This window comes from Yoonia sp. GPGPB17, assembly GCF_037892195.1.
In the GTDB taxonomy this organism is placed as follows: Bacteria; Pseudomonadota; Alphaproteobacteria; order Rhodobacterales; family Rhodobacteraceae; genus Yoonia.
The window spans coordinates 2,040,389-2,063,878 of the sequence record NZ_JATACI010000002.1; the positions used below are offsets into that span (position 1 = coordinate 2,040,389).

Here is a 23,490-nt window from a genome sequence, read left to right on the forward strand (position 1 = left end):
GCACCATCTTCAGTGAGGCCGGTTTTCCGATGAGCGGGGCCACCGCACACCGCCCTTCCGCCAAAAGTTAATAGAACGTGAATAGTTTGATCCGTTGGCACGTAGTCACCCTGAGCCCCCGCTATGGGGTGGGGTGCATCTTATGAAACGGATAGACTATGACCGATACGATTGCTGGAACTGTTGACCCACACCACACCCTTTCCTTTCAGATGCAGGCAACACGCAGTGCTGTCTCGCCTATTGCCTTGATGCTGGGCCTGTTGGCCTGTCAGCCTGCTATTGCGCAAGAAGTGATCGCCGATGGCGACGTCGTGACAGAGACCATTGTGCTGGATGAAAGTGGCGATAGCCTGACAATTGAGGAAGGCGGCACACTTGATGTTGCAGATGCAGACGGCGTCGACGCCAGCGGCGATGACGTTGAGGTGCTGAACCAAGGCACGTTGCAGACGACAGGCACAAACGCGGCTGGCGTGAACTCAAGCGGTGCAGATGCAGACATCACAAATGAAGGCACGTTGACAACACAGGGCGAAGCCAGTGCTTAAGCATCCTGTCAACTGGCACCAACACAGATATTGATAACACTGTGGCCGGAACGATCAGCACAACCGGCTTTGGCAGCGACGGCATAGCGGTCGAAGGCGCAGGCGGGATGATTGATAATGCTTAAGCAGCGTGACGACGGCTGGCACTGGTGCGCAGGCGATCTCAGCAACGGGTGATGGAAACCAGATCACTAACGCCGGTGCGCTGACAACGACGGGTGAGGCTGCGAATGGCATTCTTGCAACTGGCGCGAATGCGGTGGCCATCAATGATGAAACCGGTGTGATTGATGTTGGCGCATCCTCCGGTATTGCAATCACGGGGCTTGGTGCAGAAGCAACGAATGCGGGCCAGATTACCAGCAATGGCAATGGATTGTTGGGCGCGAATGGTGTTGCCAACCTCTCTAACAGCGGCACCATCAACGTCACAGGCAGCGGCAGCGGCATTGCCATTCGTCCTCTTGCGGAAGGCACCGAACCTGTTGCAACGGAGAACCCATTATCCTTGAACAATAGCGGAACCATTACGACGTTAGGGGGCGCAAACGGGATCACAACCAATGTCGCAGGCTCTATCGTCACCAACACTGGTTTGATCAGCACATCCGGCGCTGGGGCCATTGCCATCTCGGTGATCGAGGCCGACGACGCGGTTGTTTTCAACGACGACGAAGCGATCACTGTGGGCGAAGACAGTGACGCGATCAAGGTCACAGGTGATCGTGCTGATATCGACAATGCGCCGAACGGCATTATCGACACGGGCGGGAGCAACTCCAAAGGTATTGCGGTGACTGGCGATGATGCCGATATCGACAACGCGGGCAGCTTGAAAACCAGCGGCGCAAACTCTGACGGTATTGTCGTGACAGGTGACAACGCCGAGGTCGACAATGCCGCTGACGGGTCAATCACCACAAGTGGCGTGGGCTCCGCGGGGATTGTGGTCGACGGCAATGGTGCAGCGATCAGCAACAGCAATCAGATCGAGACATTCGCAGGCGATAGCGACGGGATCATAGTCCGGGGTGATTATGCCGACATCGATAATGCAGCGGGCGGCTCAATCAGCACCGATAGCTTCAATGCAAATGGTATCGTCGTGATCGGGAACAAAGCTGAGGTCGATAACTTTGGTAGTCTTGCAACGGCTGGAAACACCAGTGACGGTATCTTGATCAACGGCGACAATGCCGAGGTCACCAACGATACAGACGCCACCATTACCACCTTAGGCAATGCATCACGTGGCATCATGATCAACGGAGACAACGGCAGCGCGGAAAATGAGGGGACGATTGATACGACAGGCATCGGCGCGGATGGCATCAGCGTGTCTGGCCTGAATTCTGTGATTGAGAATGAAGGATCAATTGTCACACGCGGAAACGATGCAGAGGGGATCACACTGACCGCTGGTGATCCGGCGGGCAGTGCTGACGGCTTTGAGAGCCTTGATGGTATTGTTTTCAACGATGGTAGCATCAGCACGTCTGGTGATGGTGCCGAAGGCATCCTGGCTGAAGGTGGGACTGTCGCGATTTTGAATGACAACGCAGTCTCGACAACCGGTGCAAATGCCTCTGCCATCGTCGTTGATGCGGTGACTGGTGGTGCCCTCAATGACGGTGAAGTCACCACAGTAAGCGAAGGGGCCAAGGGGATCTCTGTAACAACAAGTGCCACTGAATCCAGCGACCCGGATGATCCTCTGGCTGCCGTGCTGAACACTGGTACGATCAATACGACCGGTACGAACGCTGATGGTATCGAGGTAAACGGCGCGTCAGTAATCGTTTTCAATGAGGAGGCCATCACAACCTCAGGCGACGACAGTGATGGGATCAATGTCACCGGCAGTGAAGCCGAGGTTTTCAACGACGCAGAACAGGGTATCAATACACTAGGGGACGGATCACGCGGGATTGCGGTGAATGGTGACCAGAGCCAAATCAGCAATGACGGTCAGATCACAACCAGCGGCGCAGCGGCGCACGGCATCTTCGCCTCAGGTGCGGGCAATGTCATCGTCAATGAAGGTTTGATCACGACAAATGGCGTTTCCGCCAGCGGCATCTTCTCGGAAGGGGTGGATGCGGTGATCGACAATGAACAGACAATCATCATGAACGGTCGCGGCGGCACTGCAATCACCTCTCTTGGAAACTCTGCCCAGATCACAAACGAGGCGCTGCTACAGATCGTCGGAGCAAACGCCACTGGGATCAGATCCGAAGGGGCCGGTGCCGTGATCACAAACAATCAGACAATTGATGTCGATGGGTTTGGGTCCACCGGGATCGCCTCTGCTGGTGACAATGCGCAGATTACAAACAACGCGCTTATTGAAACCGAAGACGCGGAAGCCACCGGTATCGCGTCCGGCGGGCTGGATGCAGTGATCATCAACAACCAAAGGATCACCATCAACGAGGATTCGGGCGGTGCAATTGTGTCCTTTGGGGATACAGCCCAAATCACCAACAATGCCGTGATCGAAACCAACGGGCGAAGCGCCATTGGCGTCAGCGCCGACGGGGCGGATGCGGTCATTCTCAATCAATTGTCGGTATCGACCACAGGATTTGACGGGAGAGGTATCTTTGCGACGGGCGACAACGCCGATGTCACCAACAACGGCATGGTTGCGACCGAAGGCAACGTATCCACCGCGATCGAGGCCTCGGGCGCTGATGGCCTGATCACCAATACCGGCGTGGTTACCACAACAGGTGAAAATGCGGTTGGCATCGCGTTACTGGGCGGCGGCTTGGCGACCAATACAGGCAATGTCATCGTGTCTGGTATTGGCTCTGACGCATCGGCACTGGGTGGCGAAGGCGCGGAGCTGGTCAACTCGGGCATCATGCTGACAGCTGGTGATGGCCTTGCGGCTGTCGTCCGCGGTGATGATGGCACGCAACTGGTCACAATGGCCGAAGGGTCGCAGTTTGTCGGTATCTTTGATCTGGCAGGCGGTGTCGGTGATAGCTTCGCACTGGAACAGAACGTACTGCCTGACGACATCTCGTGGCGCGTCTCAACCTTCGGTGTGGAAGCGTTTGACATTGACGCGTCATATGACGCCCAACTCGTGACATTTGACGAGGATCAGATTGATGTGTTCCGCATCGAGATGACAGCCGCCTCGGCGCTGAACGAAGCAACCGGCGCATTGGCCGACACAACCCGTGGTGCGATTGCGAACAATGCTGGCAAGTCGGGTGTGTGGGCCTCCGTTCTTGGAGGACAGCAGACCTATGGTGAAGCCGGGTCGGCGCTAGCCTATACGTTGGACCATGCGGGGCTTGTTGCCGGGTATGAAGGCACTTTCTATGGGCGTGACCTTGGCTTTGTCGGCGGCTTTGCCAGTGGGCAGATCGCCACGGATGTGACCTCTTCCAGTGTGGATAGCGAAAGCCTGTTTGGCGGCGCATACTTCACCGAGCATGGCGCTAACGGCTATTACACATTCAACGTGCTGGCCGGGACCCAAAGCCATAACAGCAGCCGGATCGTGTTGGACACAACCATCACCGATGGGCTGGAAACGGCAGAAGCTTCATTTGACAGCACCTTTATCAGCGCTGGCGTCAGTGCTGCCGGGTTCTTCCGCCAATTGGGCGCCTTCGAACTGCGCCCATCCGCGGCCCTCAACTATACGCTAGTGCAGTTCGACGCCTATGAAGAAGCCGGAACCACAGGGTCAAACCTGAGCGTGGATAGCCGGACGGCACAGACACTGAACGGTCGCCATCAACTGGCTCTAGGCTACTCTAGCGGCGCGTTTGACGGCGCGTTGCGGGTCGGTATTGCAGGGCGTCTGAGTTCTGAGGATGAATTCGCAGCGCAAATCACACAGACCGGTGCAGGTGGTCTGGTGACCAGTGAGCCATTCTCTTTTGACGCAACAGACAGTGGCAGTTTCTTTGGCGGATTTGTCGGGCTGGGGGCGACCTTTGCACAAACCGACGGGCTCAGCCTGTCAGGCGACGTGGAATACCTGTTCGGCTCTGATGACACACAGGCGGTCAGTGCTTAAGCTTGAACGTCAGCATTACGTTCTAGCCCCCAAAGGACGCCTACCCCCGTACTGGCGGGCATCAAGGGCCGCGCTGGCCGCCAACTCCCTCATCCCAGCGCGGCCACGAAGCTGTCACATTGGTTTGTCTGGTTTTACTTCGCAGGTCCCATTAGTGGATGATCCTGCACAAGGACGTCGAAAACCAGAAGGACCACCTGCAATGACAATCGCACGCAGGACGCTGCTTGTTGGATCAGCCGCAACACTTTTTTGCGCATGCGCCGAGCGCGGGGCATTTGTTGCACGCAATGAAGACACGCCATTTGTATCACAGCGCATACTAGTCGGTACCAACCGCCTGAGGTTGGACAGCTCGGAACGCAGCACAGCATTGTCGTTTGAGGATATCGAAGTGGCCGTACCGACAGATCGGGCAATGGGTGCCGTCCCGGTGTCCGGAGCCAACGCATTTGCAACTTTGTCACGGCGGCGTTTTGACACGCAATCAGACTTTGCGGCTACGCTACAGACAACGCGCGTCGACGCGCCGCTGGTTCTATGGGTTCACGGCTACAACAATACGCCTAGCCGAAGCCGTGTACCGGCAAGCCCAGATGGCAACGGATGCACAGATGCGCGGACCCCAGGTTACCTTTGCCTGGCCTTCAGATGAAACCGTCCCCGCATACGTCCATGACCGCGATAGCGTATTGCACGCGCGCCAGTCTTTTTCGGACCTGCTTGATGTGATTTTGGACAATTGGCGTGGACAGATTTTTGTGGTTGCCCATTCGCTTGGCGCGTTTCTGGTGATGGAGACACTGGTGCAGCGCAGTCTACGAGGACGTGACGCAAGTGTTGATCTGGATGGGCTGGCGCTGCTGCAGCCTGACATCGCGCTGGACGTCTTTTCAGAACAGATACGCATGATCGGGAAGACACCGCAGGTTAGTCACGTTGTTGCATCGGTCGCGGATCCAGCATTGCGCGTATCAGCGCGCGTGTCGCAAGCGGCTGAACGTGTCGGTTCATACACCGATGAAAGCTACTACACTGATCTGGGCCTGCGGCTGATTGATGTCTCAAGCATCCAAGATGCACGGACACCGCATTTGGTGGCGTTTAGTTCGCCGACCTTTTTGAGCTTTCTCAGACAGATCTCGAACCAAACGAGTACGTAAGGCTACATGACGAGAATCACACACGATGAGATAAAAGATTTGCCCGGCACGCGATCAGGTCTGCGCGACATCCGGTTACTGATCAGAACGCATCTATGGATGCAGATCCTTGTGGCACTGGGTCTTGGTGTCGGCCTTGGATTGCTGCTGTCACCCCAAACCGACACGGTCCTGACCGTACCGTCCCACAGGGTGGATGATCTTGGCGCGTGGTTGAAGCTGCCGGGCGGTATCTTTCTGAACATGATCCAGATGATTGTGATTCCGCTGATCGTGTCTTCAATCGCGCTTGGTCTTGTTTCGGCAGGCGACCCAGCATTCTTGCGCAGGGTCGCATCGCGGATCGTCCCATATTTTGTTGCCACCAGCACGATCGCGGTTCTCATCGGCGCTGCAATCGCCACGTTAATCGAGCCAGGCAACTATGTGTCGCTTCCGCAAACAGCTATACCGGTAGCATCAGCCGGTGCCGCCGAAAGTAGCTTCAACATCGCGCAGCGTATACCTGAACTGATCCCAACCAGTATGACCGAGGCATCGCTTTCGCGGGATATGTTGCAGATCGTACTGATCGCCGTGTTTCTGGGCGTTGCGATGATTTCGATCCCCGCCGCCAGCGTACAGCCAGCGCTGGATCTGCTGCACGCTGTTCAGGCTGTTGCCTTGAAAATCGTATCTTGGGCGATGTTGCTGGCACCTTTGGCGGTCTTTGGCCTGATCGGTGAATTCGTCATGCGGGTCGGTTTGGATGCCCTGATCGGAATGTCTGCCTATATTGGTGCTGTGATCCTTGGTCTGGTGATCCTGCTTTTGGTTTATCTGTGCATCGTTGGCGTTTTGGGTCGCCGGAACCCGATCTGGTTTTCCCACGCGATCCTTGATGCGCAATTGCTCGCGTTTGCGACCTCAAGTTCGGCGGCAACAATGCCTGTTTCCATGCGCATCGCCACTGACCGGCTGTCGGTATCGCCCGCACTGTCCCGGTTCATCATCCCTTTGGGCGCAACAGTGAATATGGATGGAACCGCACTTTATCAGGTGGTGGCGACACTTTTCATGGCGCAGATTTACGGGGTATCTCTTGATCCGGCATCATTTGTATTGATCGTTCTTACGGTGGTCGGCGCCTCAATCGGAAGCCCAAGCACACCCGGCGTCGGTATCGTGATCCTTTCGGGTATCCTGGCCTCAATTGGTATCCCGGCAGAGGGCGTTGCGATCCTGCTTGGGGTGGACCGCCTGCTTGATATGTGCCGAACGGCGGTGAATGTATCGGGTGACCTGACCGCCTGCATCGTCATGCAAAGATGGATTGGTGACGACGTACAACAGATATCGGCGGCCGTTCCTTCGGCCACGAAATGACAAAAACCTCCCAGGGATCGAGGGGCCCTTCAAAGCCTATCTCAGCAAAAAGGCCGCACAGTGTCCTGCGCGGCCAGTTTATCTTACAATGTCTGCTGTAGCTTAGGCCGCCAAAGCGTCCTTGGCTTTGCCAACAACGGCAGCAAATGCCTCTGGCTCGTTGACCGCGAGATCGGCCAAAACCTTACGGTCCACTTCGATACCAGCCAGTGTCAGACCGTTGATGAACTTGGAATAATTCAGTGTCTCATCCACCGCACGCACACCTGCGTTGATCCGCTGAATCCACAAAGCGCGGAAGTTGCGCTTGCGGTTGTGACGATCGCGGGTTGCATATTGGTTGGCTTTGTCGACGGCCTGTGCTGCGACCTTGAAGGTCTTGGAACGGCGGTCATAGTAACCCTTGGCCTGATCCAGAACTTTCTTGTGACGACGGTGCGTGACGGTTCCACCTTTAACGCGCATATCTCAGTTCCCCCTAATTAACGTGCGTAAGGCATCATCGGTTTGATGATACCTTCGTCAGCTTTGCAAAGCGTGGTTGTGCCACGGGCGTTGCGGAGGAATTTGTTGTTGCGTTTGATCATACCGTGGCGCTTGCCCGCCTGGGCCGCCACGACGCGGCCTGAAGCCGTCGTTTTGAACCGCTTTTTGCAGCTCGATTTTGTCTTCATCTTCGGCATTTCCGTCTCCTCTTCAGATCGGTCGAAACGCGCGACTCGGCATGCCATATCGGCCGGACGCGCGGGTTGAGCGCGGCTGATACGACAGCGCCCGCTACTTTGCAAGGGTATTTGAGGCGAAATCGGCCCTAGTTGTTGATAAGCCCGCCTACAACGCTGACGATCACGTCATCCACTGTGTCGAGCGCATACACCCCGGGATTTTCCTGCGCCGCATAGGCCATCGCGACACCACCCAGGACCACCATGATGATCGCCGTCTTGGGCCAACGCCAATCGGAATACGCACTGACGGCAGACGGAATGGCGAAGGCCACCAAAACCAGACCCGTCACAAAGAGAAGATCGAAATCCATATTGCCGCCCTGCTTTACGCCCCTACAAGACCTTACTCTTGCTCAACAGCGTAAATCAAACGTTCAGCACAGGGCGCAACCCGCAAAATGTTTGTCGAGCCAGGTGTGTTGAATGGAACACCCGCAGTGACAACAACCATGTCATCTTCGGAGGCAAGGTTTTGGTCCTTTGCGGCGCGCACTGCCTCGACAACCGCGTCCTTAAACCGGTCAACATGCCCCGTCACCACGCAGTTCGTGCCCCATGACAGACACAAACGGCGGGCGGTGTTGATATGGTTGGCCAGTGCGATGATCGGCACACGCGGACGTTCGCGCGAAACCAAAAGCGCGGTCGCGCCCGATTGTGAGAAACAGCAAATCGCTTTGACATCCGTTGTTTCGGCGATTTCACGGGCGGCAGAAACGATACCATCGGCCACGGTTTTCCCTTCGGACCTACGGGATGCTTCAATGATGTCCGTATATGTTGGATCGGCTTCGACTTCATGCGGCGACATTGTTCATCGTGGTCACTGCTTCGATCGGGTAGGATCCTGCAGCGGATTCAGCTGACAACATGATCGCGTCGGCACCTTCATAAATGGCCGTCGCCACGTCCGACACTTCGGCGCGGGTCGGCATGGGCGAGTCGATCATTGACTCGAGCATCTGGGTGGCCACAATCACCGGCTTCGCGGCGGCACGACATTTACGCACCAGTTGTTTCTGGATCGGTGGAACGTTTTGCACAGGCAATTCGACACCCAAATCGCCACGGGCGACCATGATCCCGTCCGAGGCAGCGAGGATACTGTCGAAAGATTTTACCGCGTTAGGTTTTTCAATCTTTGACAGGATTGCCGCACGCCCCTTGGCCAGTTTGCGCGCCTCTTCCACATCGGCCGGACGCTGCACGAAAGAGAGCGCCAGCCAATCCACACCCAATGCACAAACGAACTCCAGGTCTTTACGATCTTTCGGCGACAGGGCCGCCAAGGGCAGCGTCACGTCAGGCACGTTCACCCCCTTGCGGTTCGAGATTGTTCCCCCAACAATCACTTCGCAATCGGCGAAGGTCGCGCCACAGTCTTTCACTCGCAGCTTAATCTTGCCGTCGTTCACCAACAGATGCGCACCTGGTTCGAGCGCGTCAAAAATCTCTTTGTGGGGCAGCTTCACCCGCGTCGCGTCGCCCTCGGCATCGTCTAGATCAAGGCGGAAGGGGGCACCCGGCACCAGCTCTTCTTCACCGTTCGCAAAGACACCAACACGCAGCTTGGGCCCCTGCAAGTCAGCGAGAATAGAGATCGGGCTGTTAAGGTCTCTTTCCACCTGACGGATGATCTCGTGGCGTACCTTTATTTCTGAATGATCGCCATGAGACATGTTCAAACGAAAGACATCAGCACCCGCTTCGTGCAATGCCCGGATCATTTCGTAATCATTCGAAGCAGGGCCCAGTGTGGCGACAATTTTCACATTGCGATGGCGTCTCATATCAAATCCTTCGTGCGTCAGTAGCCGTTAGCGGTAACAGCTTGGGTTGCGCCCTTATTGCGCAATTCCATTCTCATCACAACTAGCCTAAGTCTCGTGTCAAAGGAATGACACGGCAATGACGAACGAACCATTTGAAATCATAGGGGCAGATCGCCCCGGACGATGGCTTGTGGCCTGTGACCACGCCATGAACATGATCCCTGATTGGGTGCACGGGGGCGACCTGGGCCTGCCCGCTGCCGATATGGACCGTCACATCGCCTATGACATCGGTGCGGCAGGGGTGACACGGCAGCTGGCGACCTTACTCGATAGCCCCGCAATTCTGTCGCGGTTTTCGCGTTTGGTCTGCGACCCGAACCGGGGCGAGGACGATCCGACGATCATGATGCGCCTTTATGACGGCACGATTGTCCCCGGCAACAGGAATGCCGATGATGTGGAAAAGGAAGAGCGGCTAAAACGGCTCTATCGACCGTACCACGCCGCCTATGCCGATCTCGCCAGCAAGATGGGCAGCCCGATTATCTGCGCAGTTCACAGTTTTACGCCACGCCTGAACGGCCGACACCCCCGACCGTGGGAAATCGGTGTACTGCATGCGGAGGATGATCGCATTGCCACCCCATTCATCGCAGCCTGCCGGGCGCAGGGCTGGTGCACAGGCGACAACGAGCCATACGCAGGCCACCTGCCCGGCGACGCAGTTGACCGCCATGCTTTGCAACATGGCCGCCCCAATGTACTGATTGAGCTACGCCAGGACCTGATTGCGGATGAAGCGGGTCAAACCCTTTGGGCAAACAGATTGGCCCCTATATTATCAGATGTACTGGCCCAGTCGGGCCTTTGAGAGGACACGCTATGGATGATCAAACCCGTATTGAACTGGAAGCCGCCGCCTTTCGCCGCCTGCGCAAGCACCTGATGGAAGACCGCACAGATGTGCAGAACATCGACATGATGAACCTTGCAGGGTTCTGCCGGAACTGCCTGTCACGCTGGTATCAGGAAGCCGCCAACGCGCGGGGGATCGAGATGACCAAAGATGAAGGGCGCGAGGCGTTCTACGGGATGACGATGGCCGAGTGGAAAGCGAACTACCAGACCGAAGCCAGCGATGCGGCCAAGGAAGCCTTCAAGGACAGCCACGGATAGGATCTGCCATGCTCGAACGCCTGACCGCCTTTTTCGGCAACCCAGCCGGATACCACACGCCCCTGCCCGAGGCCGACGCAAGCCATGCGATGGGCGCCTTGTTGGTGCGGGCGGCGAAGGCGGATGATGCCTATCTGTTCGAAGAGATCGCCCGCATCGACCACATCCTCGCCAAACGCCACGGCCTCAACCCCGTTGAGGCCGCCAAAATGCGCGCCGAATGCGAGCTCCTAGAAAAGGAAATCCCCCGCACCAAAGAGATCGCCACGATTCTCAGCCATGCAATCGGCACCGAGGAGAAAGAGGCAACGCTGATAGCCCTGTGGGAGGTGGTCTTTGCCGATGGGATCAGGCGCGAACAAGAGGACAGACTCCTGCACCGGATTGAGGACCTTCTGGGAATTGCCCCTGAGCGGGCGAAAGAGTTGCAGGCGCAGGCTGAGGGTTAGAAGTAAGAAGGCCTCGCTTTTTGTGCAGATGGGTTATCAAATACTGAGATAGATGTTGAGATTGTCGACTGACTATTGAAGCAGCGGCCCGTTGTTCAAACATCGCATGTTGGTGCATCCGTATTGCCCCCGAATAGTTGAAGCCACCCGTCACAAAGGCAACTCTCGCAGCGTTCCAATTGACCGAAAAAGCGGGGAAATTTTCGCAATACTTCCCATTTCGACGCCTTCGCCAGGCCCTATCCTACAACGTAAGGTAGCAACAGATGGGTAGAAATGGATTTTCTGGGCAAGGCGTTTTGTGGATTACTAATGATCGTGGGGCTCAGCATCTCGGTGCCTGCCCTACCAATAGCCTGGGACGGTATCGCGTTGACACGCTCCAACACCACGCAGGCTGCCGTCATTGTGGAAAAACGTATTGACCGGCCCACATCGCGAAAGCCGCGGTTGGAGAGTGTCACGATCAACGGCGAAAAGACGCGGAGCTTGCGCACTTACTTCTATGACTACATCTTTGTTGTTGCGCTGACAGGCGAGGCTGAAACCGCGCAGTTCACAGCGCCTGTCAGCTACACCCGGTGGCACAATGAAGCCGTCGGCAATAGTCTGCGTGTGACCACATCCGAAGGGGTTGAGACGTTTGCCGACGTAGCGCCGCGCGACACGCTGATCTATGGGATCCGGCAATTTGGCATCGGGCTTTTGATCATGATTGTTGGCTTCGTGGCATTGCGCCTGCCGACGGATGATGCGGCCCGTTCATAAACCAAAACAGGAGAAAGATATTCATGCGTATTGCGACACTTGCCGTCCTGTTAGGGGGGTTCGCCCTGATCCTCTTTGCCATTGGTTCCGTGTTTCAGGTTTCGGTCAATGTTGGTCCGACCATCACAAATAACGGGTCCTTTGCGGCACGGCTTGAACGGCCAGTGCGCCTTGCCATCGTAGGGGAGGCCAATCGTGCGAATGCGTTACGGGCAGAAATTCTGCAGGCGGATAACGATGGCTTGATCGACCACAACACCACACCGTCAGAGCCAGAGGATGCGGATGCGATCGTCTTCCTACTCGACGGTTGGGATGAGATCATGCAGGCACCCTGGCAGGATCGCTTCAGCAGCGACTACATGATTGTAGCCGATAGTGAGGAGGATAGTTTTTCTCTTTCCATGGCCGACGGGGACCGCCCGCTGAACCGGACGTACTACAATCTAGGCTACTATTCGGACTGGGGTTTGGATTGCTATGCCGCCCTATTGCTGCACGATATCGGCGGGGCGCCCGGCGCGTCTATTGTGATGCCTTCGAACTGCTAGGCGTGGGGTGGCAGCGGCCAGACCTGCCGCGTCCGTCACATCGATGGATGACGCATGGCAATTGCCATGCTACCTGGATAGGTGAAACAACCCCCGCGACAAACGGACCCTATGCCCACCATCACCTACGTCTACTCCGCCCATTCCGCCTTTGCTTACCTCGGCTCTGCCCGCCTGATGGCTCTGTGTGGGCAGTATAACGCCACACTGATCCACAAACCCATCCTGCTGTCGCCGGTGGTCGAGGCCCAAGGCAGCCAACCCTTTCATGCCCGCACCCAAGCTCATGTCGATTACTTCTTTGGGCGCGAAATTGAACGTTGGGCCGAGTATCGCCATGTGCCAGTGATCAACTATCGGCCCACCTATCACGATGCGGATTACAGCCTTGCCTCTGGCATGATCATCGCGCTTGGGGAAAACGGGGCCGCAGCGGATGCGATGGCCCACAGGATACTGGAGGCGCATTGGCGAGACGATGCAGACCTGTCGAACCCAGTGACGCTGGTAGTAAGCATTGCGGAAGGGTTAGGGCATGACGCGCAGACCCTGATCGCGCGAGGGGCGTCGAACGATTGTCAGGATCAGCTGCGCGCGAACTCTGATTGGGCGCGCGGGCAGGATGTTTTTGGTTCGCCCACTTACATTGTTGATGGCGATGCGTTTTATGGACAGGATCGCCTAGAGATGGTCGAACGGGCGTTAGAGAGACCATTTGCCGCGCCCGATTGGCAAAATCCGCCGGTGGATCGCTGAACGCCCATCGCAGGACAGCCCTATCGCGCCGGCGTTTTCATGGTAGGGTCCGCGAACAACTGAAGATGCTGAAAAGGCCAATTGTAGCAATGAAACAAAGACCCCACAGCCGGTCTGGCAATGTGCAAGGCTTTGAATTGCCTCGCGGGTGCCTGATGACATCCGGTCTTATTCTTTTGCCGATCCTGACCTTGGCGATTGGATTGGTCCATGCAAACAGTAGGAACGATGTGATGCTGACCGTGCTGACATCGGCCACACTGATTGCTGGCTTTGTCTTTATGCGGAATTTTGCGCCTCGGGTGATAAGACCCCGCCGCAACGGGTAGACCCAGCGATCCGACACAGTGTGCCATGAGGTCCCCTTTGCCATGACCCACAATGAGACCATCCGGACAATCACAGAAGCCACGCGTAACGCGCCAGGTGTCAAGGCGCTGTTTCTGAGCGGCAGCTACGGCAATGGGATGGCAGACGCCTATAGTGATATTGACTTTGTCATAGTCACCGAGGACGGCGCGACCGATTCCATTGCCGCGTTGTGGAAAGAGGCGGTCGGCAAAACTGGCAACATCGTTCTGTGGTGGGATCGTACGACGGTGCCGGTTTTGATCAATGCCATTACGGCAGATTGGACTCGCACCGATCTGATCATCCTGAAACCGGAACAGATGCGGGCCCATGCGCAAGACACGCTGAAGCCGTTGTTTGATCATGATGGGATTTACAGCACGTTGCCTCAGACGACGCTGCCGCCTATCCCGAACCCCGCAAGGTTCCTTTATCAAGTGGAAGAGTTCATTCGGGTTCTTGGTTTGCTGCATTTGGCAGCCGGGCGCGAAGAATACATCAACGGCGTGCTAGGTGTGTTCCACCTGCGCAACAAGCTGGTAGAGTTATTGATCGCGGAGACAAACGCCCCGAACCGGGGCGGTGTGTTGCATCTCAACCGGTTGATCACTGATGAACAGAAAGCCCTGATGATCGGGTTACCACCCGCCCTGCCGGACCGGGACAGTATGATCTCGACACATCTGGCCTACGCTGCCGCCTATCTGCCCCGCGCCCGTCAACGTGCAAAGGTCCTGGGGATTGATTGGCCGGAACAGTTTGAAGCGGCAACCTGGCAAAAACTGAAGGAGACAATCGGCGTCGAACGGCCATATGATATCAGTTAGATCGCCACCTTGCGGCTTTCGTCCAGATAGATCTCACGCAACCGCGCCGCAACTGGCCCCGGTGTGCCTGTACCAACGGCCACCCCGTCCACTTCGACCACTGGCATCACGAATGTACTGGCTGAGGTGATGAACGCCTCATCCGCATCCTGCGCCTCAGCAATCGTAAAGCTGCGCTCTTCGACCTGCATCTGCGCCTCGCGCGCAAAACGTAGCACAGCGGCACGGGTGATCCCGTGCAAAATCTCGTTGCCCAGATGCCGGGTGATGATCGTGTTGCCTTTGATGATGTAGGCGTTGTTCGAGGTGCCCTCGGTCACGGCCCCATCCTCAACCATCCAAGCATCGTCGACGCCGGCATGGCCTTGGCCATCATCTTGCCCATCGAAGGGAAGAGCAATTGCACGGTCTTGATGTCACGACGCGCCCAACGCTGATCCTGGATGGAGATGACTTTAATGCCCTTTTGGGCGGCAGGGCTGTTGGCAAGGCCGGGTTTGTTTTGGGTGAAAAGAACAACGGTGGGTGTCGTTGCCTCAGGGTCAGGAAAGACGAAATCGCGGTCATCCGGGGCGCCGCGGGTGATCTGCAGATAGATCATGCCTTCTTCGATCCCGTTGAGGCGGACCAGCTCGCGGTGGATGTCCAGCAGGTCTGGCAGGACCTCGGGATGCGGCATATCAAGTTCATTCAAAGACCGTTCCAACCGTTTGGCGTGGCCCGCAAAGTCAATCAGCTTGCCGTCAAGCACCGAGGTCACTTCGTACACCCCATCTGCCATCAGAAACCCGCGATCAAAGATCGACACTTTGGCTTCGTTTTCCGGCAGGTACTCGCCGTTGACATAGACTGTGCGCATGGTCATCCCCAAAGTGCTGCGGCGGGCGGGTGCACGCCATATTCATCGAATTTCAAAGGTTCAGCACGGTCTTCGGCCAATAAGAGCGGCCCGTCAAGGTCCGTGAAAGCCACACCTTGCGCAAGGATTGTGGCCGGAGCCATGGCAAGCGATGACCCGACCATACAGCCGACCATGACGCTGTAGCCTTCAGCGCGAGCCTGACGTTTTAGCGCCAGCGCCTCAGTCAGACCACCGGCCTTATCCAGCTTGACGTTCACCATATCGTATTTGCCGCGCAGGGCGGGCAGACTGGCGCGGTCATGGCAGCTTTCGTCGGCGCACACAGGCAGAGGGCGCGCGATCTCGGCCAGAATATCGTCGTGACCCGCAGGTAGGGGCTGTTCGACCATCTGCACACCAAGGCGGATCAGATGCGGGGCAAGATCGGCGTAGACCTCGGCGGTCCAACCTTCGTTTGCATCCACGATGATCGGCACGTCAGGGGCACCACGGCGCACCGCCTCAAGACGGGCCATGTCGTCAGGCGTGCCCAGTTTGATCTTCAAAAGCGGACGCATCGCATTCTGAGCGGCCTGTTGCTCCATCGCCTCGGGCGTGTCGAGCGAGAGGGTATAGGCGGTGATTTCGGGTTGCGGCGCAGGCAGACCCAAAAGGTCCCAGACGCGTTTGCCCGCCTTCTTGGCGGCATGATCCCAGTAGGCACAATCTAGCGCGTTGCGGGCGGCACCGGCAGGCAACGCGTCGGGCAGATCGGGCCAGGCGCCATCGAACCCTGCGATCTGGGCGGCCACACTGTCCATCGTTTCGCCATAGCGGGCATAGGGCACGCATTCGCCGTGCCCGTGAAACCCGCCACCCTTAATCGTCGCGGTCAAGACTTCAGCCTGCGTGCGCGACCCACGGCTGATTGTAAAAACTTGAGCCAGTTGAAAAACATCGCGCGCCACGGAAATCTGCATCAAGCTCTCTTCTCATGTTCAAAAATACCTCCGCCGGAGGCTTAAAAGTCAATTCGCCACGTTCGCCCAGAAGCCACAGATTTAAACTGCCTCCAGGGCGTCCACCAAACGCGCGGCCCCCTGACGGAAGGTATCCACCGTGGGCAGGCCCATCCGCGCTTCCACCTCGGACATATAGGCCAGTGCCTCATCCTCGGACAGATGCTGGGTGTTCACAGAAACACCGACGATCAGACAAGCGGGGTTGGCCACCCGCGCAATTGGCAAGGCCGTGTCGCGCAATGTCTCAAGGCTGGGTAAATCATAGTCCGGCAGACCGCGCATGTGGGTCCGGGTCGGCTCATGGGCAAGGATCAGCGCATCTGGTTGACCGCCGTGGATCAGGGCCATGGTAACGCCGGAATAAGACACGTGGAACAGGCTGCCCTGCCCTTCAATGTGGTCCCAGTGATCAGCATCGTTATCGGGGGTCAGATATTCAACGGCACCAGCCATGAAGTCAGCGATCACGGCATCCAAGGGCACGCCGCCCCCGGTGATCAGAATGCCCGTCTGCCCAGTGGGGCGGAAAGTGGATTTCATACCACGGCGCTGCATTTCAGCGTCCATCGCCAGACCGGTGTACATTTTCCCAACCGAGCAATCGGTGCCGATGGCAAGGCAACGCTTGCCGGTCCGCTTTTTACCGTTTGCAATGGGGTACGCCACTGAGGGAATACGCACATCAAACAGCGTGCGCCCGTTGACACGAGCAGCCGCAACCAACTCGTCTTCGTCGCGCAGCAAGTTGTGCAGGCCAGAGGCAATGTCAAACCCCATTTGCAAGGCCTTCACCAGCACCTCTTTCCAGGCCTTTGAGATATAGCCACCGCGATTGGCCACACCAATCACAAGGGTCTGTGCACCGGCGGCACGGGCCTCTTCCAAGGTCATGTCACCGATACCCACATCGGCACCACAGCCCGGCATCCGGTATTGACCGACAGCATTCTCAGGGCGCCAGTCCTTGATCCCTTGGGCCACCTTGGCTGCAAGCTGATCGGGGGCATCGCCGAGGAACAAAAGATAAGGGGTCTGGATCATGACAGGGTTCCACCAAAAAAGAGATCGCATTCACGCGAACGTATCGAACAATTCCATGCAATTTCATCGCAGAATGGGTCGATCAAGACATCAATAGCGACAGTTTGTTGCGTTAGGCCACCTGTTTGTCGAAGAAACAACGGATACTGCGCTTCAGGTGGATAGAATATCCATAGCCCAACAAAAAACCCGGGCGCGGACGCCCGGGTAAGTGAAAGCCGATAGGAAGGGTATCAGCCTTTTGCGAACTCAGGATAGGCTTCCATGCCCAACTCTGACACGTCGAGACCGTCGATCTCGGCCTGTTCAGAGACACGAATACCCATGGCGCCTTTCAGGACCACCCAGGCCACAAGGCTGACCACGAAGGTGAAACCGCCGATGGCGATGAAACCAACCAACTGGGTTCCAAAGCTTGCATCCGCATAGACCGGCACGACCATAGTGCCCCAGAAGCTAAGCAATCATGTGCACAGAGATCGCACCGACCACGTCGTCGATCTTGAGCTTGTCGAGGAATGGCACTGCGAAGACAATGATGATACCACCGACCGCACCAATCCAGAGCGCGCCAAAGAGTGTGGGCTCTAGCGGGCTGGCTGTGATCGAGACCAGACCGGCCAACGCCCCATTCAGCACCATGGTCAGGTCAGGCTTTTTGTACATCACATTGGTCATGATCAGCGCCGCAACAGCACCAGCCGCAGCTGCCATATTGGTGTTGGCAAAGATACGACCGATGTCTGTGATGTCGCCTACGGTCCCCGCAGCCAGCTGCGAACCGCCGTTAAAGCCGAACCAACCCAGCCACAGGATAAATGTACCCAGTGTTGCGAGTGCCAGGTTTGAACCCGGCATCGGGATCACTTTGCCATCCTTGTACTTGCCGATACGGGCACCCAGGATGATCGCACCTGCGAGAGCCGCGAAACCACCTGCTGCGTGCACAACAGTCGAACCTGCGAAGTCATAGAAGCCCATCTCGGACAACCAGCCGCCACCCCACTGCCAGGAGGCACCAATTGGGTAGATCAGACCGGTCAGGATGACCACGAAGATCAGGAAGGGCCACAGTTTGACGCGTTCCGCCATTGTACCGGACACGATCGATGCTGTTGTCGCGCAGAACATCAACTGGAAGAAGAAGTCAGACGCAACAGAGGCGTAGTCGAGTGCTGCATCAGCAGCGGCCAAGCCCACGGGCTCCAGCGACGTTGGGGCGAATGTGCCGAACCAGCCGGGGACGATCCAGGCGTCGCCGGGGTACATCAGGTTAAAGCCCACCAGCCAATACATGATTGCCGATAGCGAATAGAGGGCAATGTTCTTGGTCAGCTGTGTTGTAACGTTCTTGGACCGCACAAGCCCTGCTTCCAGCATGGCAAAACCAGCGGCCATCCAGAACACAAGGAAGCCACCGATCAAGAACAGCAATGTGGTCATCAGGTAAGGGCCGATCTCATCAAAGGTCGGCGCGGCATCCTGCGCCAGCGCGAAAGTTGGTAGCAGCGTCAGTGCCGCCCCAACTGATAGATACTTGGTAAGTTTCATAGTTTTGTCCCTCATTCCGCGATCAAAGCGCGTCATCATTGGTCTCGCCGGTCCGCACACGCATGGCGCTTTCAACGTCGAGAACGAAAATCTTGCCGTCGCCGATCTTCTCGGTCTTGGCAGTGGTTGCGATGGTGGATACGACCTGTTCGGCCATGCTGTCTTGCACGACGATCTCAAGCTTGACCTTTGGCACAAAATTCACTGCGTATTCCGCACCGCGGTAAATTTCAGTGTGACCAGATTGAGAACCGAAGCCCTTGATTTCAGATACCATCATGCCGCGCACGCCGACGGTGGTCAGTGCTTCGCGGACCTCCTCCAGCTTGAACGGTTTGATTGTTGCAATGATGAGTTTCACGTTCTTCCCCTTGCAAATTCTCTTGCAGGCCCTCGTTTCGGCAGCGCCCGCTTGCACGCAAAGACAAAGCCTACGGCACCCGGCGCGGCAAGATTGCTGCATCTGCATAATGATCCGTTAACATCGCCTTTTGCACAGTTTTTGCACAATTTGATCACTTTGCCTAATAATTATGCAAATTAAAAAGGCACCAATTGCGACTCATCCATGCTCTACATTCGGTTCGGATGGCGCTATAGTGATCGAAAATTAGACCCAAAGCAGTCAATCGAGCGGATCATGAGTGGAAATGGCAGAAAGCGGCCCCCTTTGGTGGCCGACAAGCGCTATGCAGGCAAACCTGCGGCAAAAAAGAAATCCGCACCCAAGAAAGCAGCGGCGAAACCCACCGCCCGTAAGCGAAAGGCCACGCCCAAAAAGGCCAAGCCGCGCGGGTTCATCGGCTGGTTCCTGACCCCGTTTCGCTGGCTGTTCCGTCTGATATGGGCCTTTACGTGGCGTGTGGGTCTTGTCGTCGGCCTGATCATCAGCGGCTTTTCGTTCTACTTTGCCTCGCAAATGCCTGCGATGGCAGACCTGATCGATGGCCGCACCCGTGGATCGGTCACAATGACGGATTTGCTGGGCGAGGTCTTCGCCTGGCGTGGCGACCAGTTCGGCGGGATGGTCACTACGGATACGGTTTCACCACATTTGCATAACGCGGTTGTTGCGACAGAGGATAAGCGCTTTTACCGCCACTTTGGTATTTCCCCGCGCGGCATTGCGTCAGCTGTACGCATTAACCTGCGCGAAGGGCGTGGTCCGCTGTCTGGCAACGGGGGGTCAACAATTACGCAGCAGACCGCCAAGCTCTTGTGCCTTGGTGTGCCCTTTGATCCCGCCAAGTGGGAGAGCGAGCGCGCATATGAAGCCGATTGCCGTCGCACAACGCTTTGGCGCAAGGCGCGGGAAGCTGTGTTCTCGGTTGGGATGGAGCTGGCCTACACCAAGGAAGAAATCCTGACCATCTATCTAAACCGCGCTTACCTAGGTGCAGGCAGCCGTGGGTTTGAGGCCGCAGCCCAGCGTTACTTTGGTATTTCAGCGGCGGAGGTGAACCCGGCACAGGCAGCGATGCTGGCTGGCCTGCTGACGGCCCCCTCGGCCAATGCGCCCACCCGCAATCTGCAGCGCGCCCAGGACCGTGCCTCAATTGTGATCGGTCTGATGGAGGATCAAAGCTATATAAGCGCAGCCGAGGCCCGCGACGCGAGATTGAACCCCGCAACTTTGTCTGAGGCCGCGCGCGCCAGCTCTGGCGGGTTTTTCGCAGATTGGGTAATGGCCAGCGGGCCAGAATTCTTTACCCGCGACACGACGGAAGATGTGATTATCCGCACAACGCTGGATCAGCGCATTCAGGCCGCGGCGGAACGGGCGCTTATTCAGGTCTTTGAAAACGACGTGCGTGAAGGATCTGAGGCGCAGGCCGCCATCGTTGTCATGTCGGCTGACGGTGCTGTGCGCGCGATGGTTGGTGGGCGCAACATCAGCGCAACTGGCGCATTTAATCGGGCCACGCAAGCACTGCGGCAAACGGGCTCTGCCTTTAAGCCGTTCATCTACGCCGCCGCCCTTGATCTGGGCATGTCGCCTTACGCCATGATTGACGACTCTCCGACCTGTTGGGAACGGCAGGGATCACCGCAGTGGTGCCCCGAGAACTATGACCGGGAATTTGTCGGGCCGGTCACGATGAGTGAAGCATTGGCAGGTAGCCGCAACATTCCAGCAATCCTCGTGTCTGAAGAAGTGGGGCGCGGATTGGTCAGCGACGTCGCTAACGGTTTTGGTGTACAGGGCGATCTTGCGGCTGGTCCGGCACTGGCGCTAGGCGTGTCTGAAAGCACTTTGCTGGATATGACCGGTGCCTTTGCTGGCATCCTGAACGGCGGATCACGGGTGACGCCTTACGGGCTGACGGACCTGCGCCTGATGGGCGATGATACACCTTTGATGGACGCGACCGATGTGGGCATCGGTGAACGGATCATCCGTGAAGAGGCCGCGCGCCAGTTGACCTGGATGATGACCAAAGTCGTCGACGAAGGGACCGGGCGGCGCGCGCGTATTGATGGCTGGCCGATTGCTGGTAAGACCGGCACGACGCAAGGGTCGCGCGACGCTTGGTTTATCGGGTTCACCGGTGACTACGTCACGGGCGTTTGGATGGGCTATGATGATAATAGCCGCCTGACAGGCGTCACCGGCGGTGGCCTGCCCGCAACAATCTGGCGCGAGACGATGCTGGGCGTGCTAAGTGGTAAGCAACCGACACCACTGCCTCTTGTGATACCGCAGCGTCCCGCCGCGACTGGTGTTCTGGAAAGTCAGGGTGGCCAAGCGCCTGCACAGGATATCTTGAACCTGCTGGACAGTATTCTGACCGAGCAAAACTAGGGCCTTTCGCAACGATCATAACGGAAGGCGTAGCCGTTCCAGATCATGTACAGCCCCGTGTTTTCGGCATCGGGCATCATCAAGGCACGTTCTGTCCATGTTTCGCCCTCACCCGTGCATTGCATATCATAAAGCGTGGCATCCATATCTTCGACTGCGGTCGGGTTCGCCATACGGCATTCAACTTCGACCCCGTAAAAGATGTCAGCTTCAATCTTGAGCGATCCGCCTTCTACACCGACCAGCGCACATTCCGCGTTGGCCGTTTGTTTGTATACGCCGTCATATGGGCTAGCACCCAACGCGGCAGGGCCGCAGGCAAGAGCAAGGGCTATATGTGGTAAAGTGTATCGCATCAGAGTTGTATCTTTGACCATTCGCCTGCCCCATTCAACGTTTTGATTGCCGCAAACACAGATGACCTGACGAAATGGCAACCTGATTGCACGCTGCCCCGTTGCCGGTTAGCGTCCGCGCAAGCTTTAAAGGAGACCTGCAATGAGCGTGATTGAAACCAAACTGGCGGAACTGGGTGTGACACTGCCGGATGCACCCGCCCCGGCGGCCAACTATGTGCCTTATGTGATCGCGGGTGATATGGTCTACGTGTCTGGTCAGATTTCGGCCAACGCTGATGGCATGATCACAGGCAAACTTGGCGCGGATATGGATGCCGAGGCCGGTGCGGCTGCGGCGCAAACCTGTGCCATCAGTCTTTTGGCGCAATTGAAGGCGGCTTGCGGTGGTGAGATTGATCGTCTGGAGCGTGTCGTGAAGCTGGTGGGTTTTGTCAACTCAACCCCTGACTTTGGTGATCAGCCGAAAGTCATTAATGGGGCCTCTGATTTCATGGTCGCCGCCCTGGGCGACAAGGGCCGCCATGCACGTTCTGCCGTCAGTGCGGCGAGCCTGCCTTTCGGTGTGGCCGTTGAGATCGAAGCGATCTTTCAGATTAAATGACCCTGCCTGCCTCTTTCTTTGCGCGCCCGATCACGCACCGGGCCTTGCATGATCGCAAGGCTGGACGTGTGGAGAATGGCGTGAAGTCCATTCAGGCCGCGCTGGACGCGGGCTATGGCATCGAGATTGATGTGCAACTGACCAGCGATGGTCATGCGATGGTATTTCATGACGATGCACTGGACCGGCTGACCGGGGAAACCGGCGCTGTACGGGATCGGACCCGTGCAGAGCTGGAAGCGATAGCCCTGACCGATGACAGCGGTATGATCCCTTCGTTAGACAAGGTGCTCGGGATGGTGGCGGGCAAGGTGCCCTTGCTGATCGAGATCAAGGATCAGGATGGCGCAATGGGCCCTGACGTTGGCCCATTGGAGGCGGCGACCTGTCAGGCATTGCAAGACTACAAAGGCGACGCGGCTTTGATGTCATTTAACCCGCATGCCGTGGGTGTTTGCGCAGAGCTGGCACCGAGTATTCCGCGCGGCATCGTGACCTCAAGCTATCAGGACATATTCTGGCCAGAGATCCCGGATCACGTCCGGGACACGTTGCGCGAAATCCCGGATTATGACCGGGTGGGGGCGTGCTTTATCAGCCATGAGGCGGCAGACCTTGACCGACCGCGCGTGGAAGAGCTGAAGGCGCTGGGTGCAAAGATTCTAACCTGGACCATTCGGTCACCCCAGGCCGAAGCTGACGCCCGCCGTATCGTGGATAATGTGACATTCGAGGGCTATCTGGCTTGACGCCGCCAGCGATGCGCC

The 23,490-nt window shown here is 57.1% G+C and carries 22 protein-coding genes and 3 pseudogenes; 15 read left to right on the forward strand and 10 right to left on the reverse strand.

What is annotated here, in order from left to right; genetic code table 11:
* The first annotated feature begins 158 nt into the window (after positions 1–158).
* From QTO30_RS10960 to QTO30_RS10975, 4 genes are all read left to right on the forward strand, one after another.
* A complete protein-coding gene (locus QTO30_RS10960; RefSeq protein WP_340424176.1) occupies positions 159–551 on the forward strand; it encodes a hypothetical protein in 393 nt (130 codons plus the stop codon).
* A 130-nt stretch (positions 552–681) separates the two neighbouring features.
* Entirely contained in the window at positions 682–4,596 is a 3,915-nt protein-coding gene (locus QTO30_RS10965) for a beta strand repeat-containing protein (RefSeq protein WP_340424177.1), read from the forward strand.
* Between the two features lie 578 nt (positions 4,597–5,174).
* The gene (locus QTO30_RS10970; RefSeq protein ID WP_340425919.1) at positions 5,175–5,759 is read left to right on the forward strand and encodes an alpha/beta hydrolase; all 585 of its coding nucleotides are present in this window, start codon (positions 5,175–5,177) and stop codon (positions 5,757–5,759) included.
* A gap of 6 nt (positions 5,760–5,765) precedes the next feature.
* A complete protein-coding gene (locus tag QTO30_RS10975) occupies positions 5,766–7,124 on the forward strand; it encodes a dicarboxylate/amino acid:cation symporter (RefSeq protein WP_340424178.1) in 1,359 nt (452 codons plus the stop codon).
* A 102-nt stretch (positions 7,125–7,226) separates the two neighbouring features.
* On the opposite strand, the gene rplT is transcribed toward QTO30_RS10975, so the two are convergent.
* From rplT to pyk, 4 genes and pseudogenes are all read right to left on the reverse strand, one after another.
* Positions 7,227–7,589, reverse strand: coding sequence for a 50S ribosomal protein L20 (gene rplT / locus QTO30_RS10980; protein ID WP_340424179.1), 363 nt, complete (start codon positions 7,587–7,589; stop codon positions 7,227–7,229).
* Between the two features lie 17 nt (positions 7,590–7,606).
* Positions 7,607–7,807 carry a 50S ribosomal protein L35 gene (rpmI, locus tag QTO30_RS10985; protein WP_340424180.1) on the reverse strand — a complete coding sequence of 67 codons (201 nt, stop codon included), beginning with the start codon at positions 7,805–7,807 and terminating at the stop codon, positions 7,607–7,609.
* A 128-nt stretch (positions 7,808–7,935) separates the two neighbouring features.
* Positions 7,936–8,163: a hypothetical protein gene (locus QTO30_RS10990; protein WP_340424181.1), complete on the reverse strand. Its 228-nt coding sequence runs from the start codon at positions 8,161–8,163 to the stop codon at positions 7,936–7,938.
* A 32-nt stretch (positions 8,164–8,195) separates the two neighbouring features.
* Positions 8,196–9,642: pseudogene (pyk, locus tag QTO30_RS10995) on the reverse strand (pyruvate kinase).
* A 118-nt stretch (positions 9,643–9,760) separates the two neighbouring features.
* Here pyk and QTO30_RS11000 point away from each other — a divergent pair.
* From QTO30_RS11000 to QTO30_RS11035, 8 genes are all read left to right on the forward strand, one after another.
* Positions 9,761–10,498: an N-formylglutamate amidohydrolase gene (locus QTO30_RS11000; protein ID WP_340424182.1), complete on the forward strand. Its 738-nt coding sequence runs from the start codon at positions 9,761–9,763 to the stop codon at positions 10,496–10,498.
* A gap of 11 nt (positions 10,499–10,509) precedes the next feature.
* A complete protein-coding gene (locus QTO30_RS11005; RefSeq protein ID WP_340424183.1) occupies positions 10,510–10,803 on the forward strand; it encodes a DUF1244 domain-containing protein in 294 nt (97 codons plus the stop codon).
* An 8-nt stretch (positions 10,804–10,811) separates the two neighbouring features.
* On the forward strand, positions 10,812–11,252 hold the full coding sequence (locus QTO30_RS11010; protein ID WP_340424184.1) for a tellurite resistance TerB family protein: 441 nt from the start codon (positions 10,812–10,814) through the stop codon (positions 11,250–11,252).
* A gap of 276 nt (positions 11,253–11,528) precedes the next feature.
* Positions 11,529–12,020 carry a hypothetical protein gene (locus QTO30_RS11015; protein WP_340424185.1) on the forward strand — a complete coding sequence of 164 codons (492 nt, stop codon included), beginning with the start codon at positions 11,529–11,531 and terminating at the stop codon, positions 12,018–12,020.
* A gap of 23 nt (positions 12,021–12,043) precedes the next feature.
* Positions 12,044–12,571 carry a hypothetical protein gene (locus QTO30_RS11020; protein WP_340424186.1) on the forward strand — a complete coding sequence of 176 codons (528 nt, stop codon included), beginning with the start codon at positions 12,044–12,046 and terminating at the stop codon, positions 12,569–12,571.
* A gap of 111 nt (positions 12,572–12,682) precedes the next feature.
* Positions 12,683–13,327 (forward strand): 2-hydroxychromene-2-carboxylate isomerase, encoded by a 645-nt coding sequence (locus tag QTO30_RS11025; RefSeq protein ID WP_340424187.1) that lies wholly within the window; start codon positions 12,683–12,685, stop codon positions 13,325–13,327.
* Positions 13,328–13,416: 89 nt separating this feature from the next.
* Positions 13,417–13,656, forward strand: coding sequence for a hypothetical protein (locus tag QTO30_RS11030; RefSeq protein WP_340424188.1), 240 nt, complete (start codon positions 13,417–13,419; stop codon positions 13,654–13,656).
* Positions 13,657–13,698: 42 nt separating this feature from the next.
* Positions 13,699–14,505, forward strand: a complete 807-nt coding sequence (locus tag QTO30_RS11035; RefSeq protein ID WP_340424189.1) for an aminoglycoside 6-adenylyltransferase — start codon at positions 13,699–13,701, stop codon at positions 14,503–14,505.
* Here the strand turns inward: QTO30_RS11035 and QTO30_RS11040 are convergent.
* The 5 genes and pseudogenes from QTO30_RS11040 to QTO30_RS11060 all read right to left on the reverse strand — a co-directional run bounded on the left by QTO30_RS11040 (position 14,502) and on the right by QTO30_RS11060 (position 19,321).
* Positions 14,502–15,370 (reverse strand): annotated as a pseudogene (locus tag QTO30_RS11040) (D-amino-acid transaminase). The gene QTO30_RS11035 and the pseudogene QTO30_RS11040 sit on opposite strands and share 4 nt — an antisense overlap.
* On the reverse strand, positions 15,367–16,326 hold the full coding sequence (gene dgcA, locus QTO30_RS11045; protein ID WP_340424190.1) for an N-acetyl-D-Glu racemase DgcA: 960 nt from the start codon (positions 16,324–16,326) through the stop codon (positions 15,367–15,369). The pseudogene QTO30_RS11040 and the gene dgcA overlap by 4 nt, the downstream one beginning before the upstream one ends.
* 81 nt (positions 16,327–16,407) lie before the next feature.
* Complete coding sequence (gene dgcN, locus QTO30_RS11050; protein WP_340424191.1) at positions 16,408–17,409, reverse strand: N-acetyltransferase DgcN; 1,002 nt, start codon at positions 17,407–17,409, stop codon at positions 16,408–16,410.
* A 233-nt stretch (positions 17,410–17,642) separates the two neighbouring features.
* Positions 17,643–18,960, reverse strand: a pseudogene (locus QTO30_RS11055) (ammonium transporter).
* A 22-nt stretch (positions 18,961–18,982) separates the two neighbouring features.
* Positions 18,983–19,321, reverse strand: coding sequence for a P-II family nitrogen regulator (locus QTO30_RS11060; RefSeq protein ID WP_100368648.1), 339 nt, complete (start codon positions 19,319–19,321; stop codon positions 18,983–18,985).
* Positions 19,322–19,600: 279 nt separating this feature from the next.
* Between QTO30_RS11060 and QTO30_RS11065 the strand changes: the two genes are divergently transcribed.
* Positions 19,601–21,763, forward strand: coding sequence for a transglycosylase domain-containing protein (locus QTO30_RS11065; RefSeq protein ID WP_340424192.1), 2,163 nt, complete (start codon positions 19,601–19,603; stop codon positions 21,761–21,763).
* Here the strand turns inward: QTO30_RS11065 and QTO30_RS11070 are convergent.
* On the reverse strand, positions 21,760–22,140 hold the full coding sequence (locus QTO30_RS11070) for a hypothetical protein (RefSeq protein ID WP_340424193.1): 381 nt from the start codon (positions 22,138–22,140) through the stop codon (positions 21,760–21,762). The genes QTO30_RS11065 and QTO30_RS11070 overlap by 4 nt on opposite strands.
* Positions 22,141–22,261: 121 nt before the next feature.
* On the opposite strand from QTO30_RS11070, the gene QTO30_RS11075 reads away from it, so the two are divergent.
* Both QTO30_RS11075 and QTO30_RS11080 read left to right on the forward strand, forming a co-directional pair.
* Positions 22,262–22,723 (forward strand): RidA family protein, encoded by a 462-nt coding sequence (locus tag QTO30_RS11075; protein WP_340424194.1) that lies wholly within the window; start codon positions 22,262–22,264, stop codon positions 22,721–22,723.
* The gene (locus tag QTO30_RS11080; protein WP_340424195.1) at positions 22,720–23,472 is read left to right on the forward strand and encodes a glycerophosphodiester phosphodiesterase family protein; all 753 of its coding nucleotides are present in this window, start codon (positions 22,720–22,722) and stop codon (positions 23,470–23,472) included. Before QTO30_RS11075 ends, QTO30_RS11080 begins: the two co-directional genes overlap by 4 nt.
* The last annotated feature ends 18 nt before the right edge of the window (positions 23,473–23,490 follow it).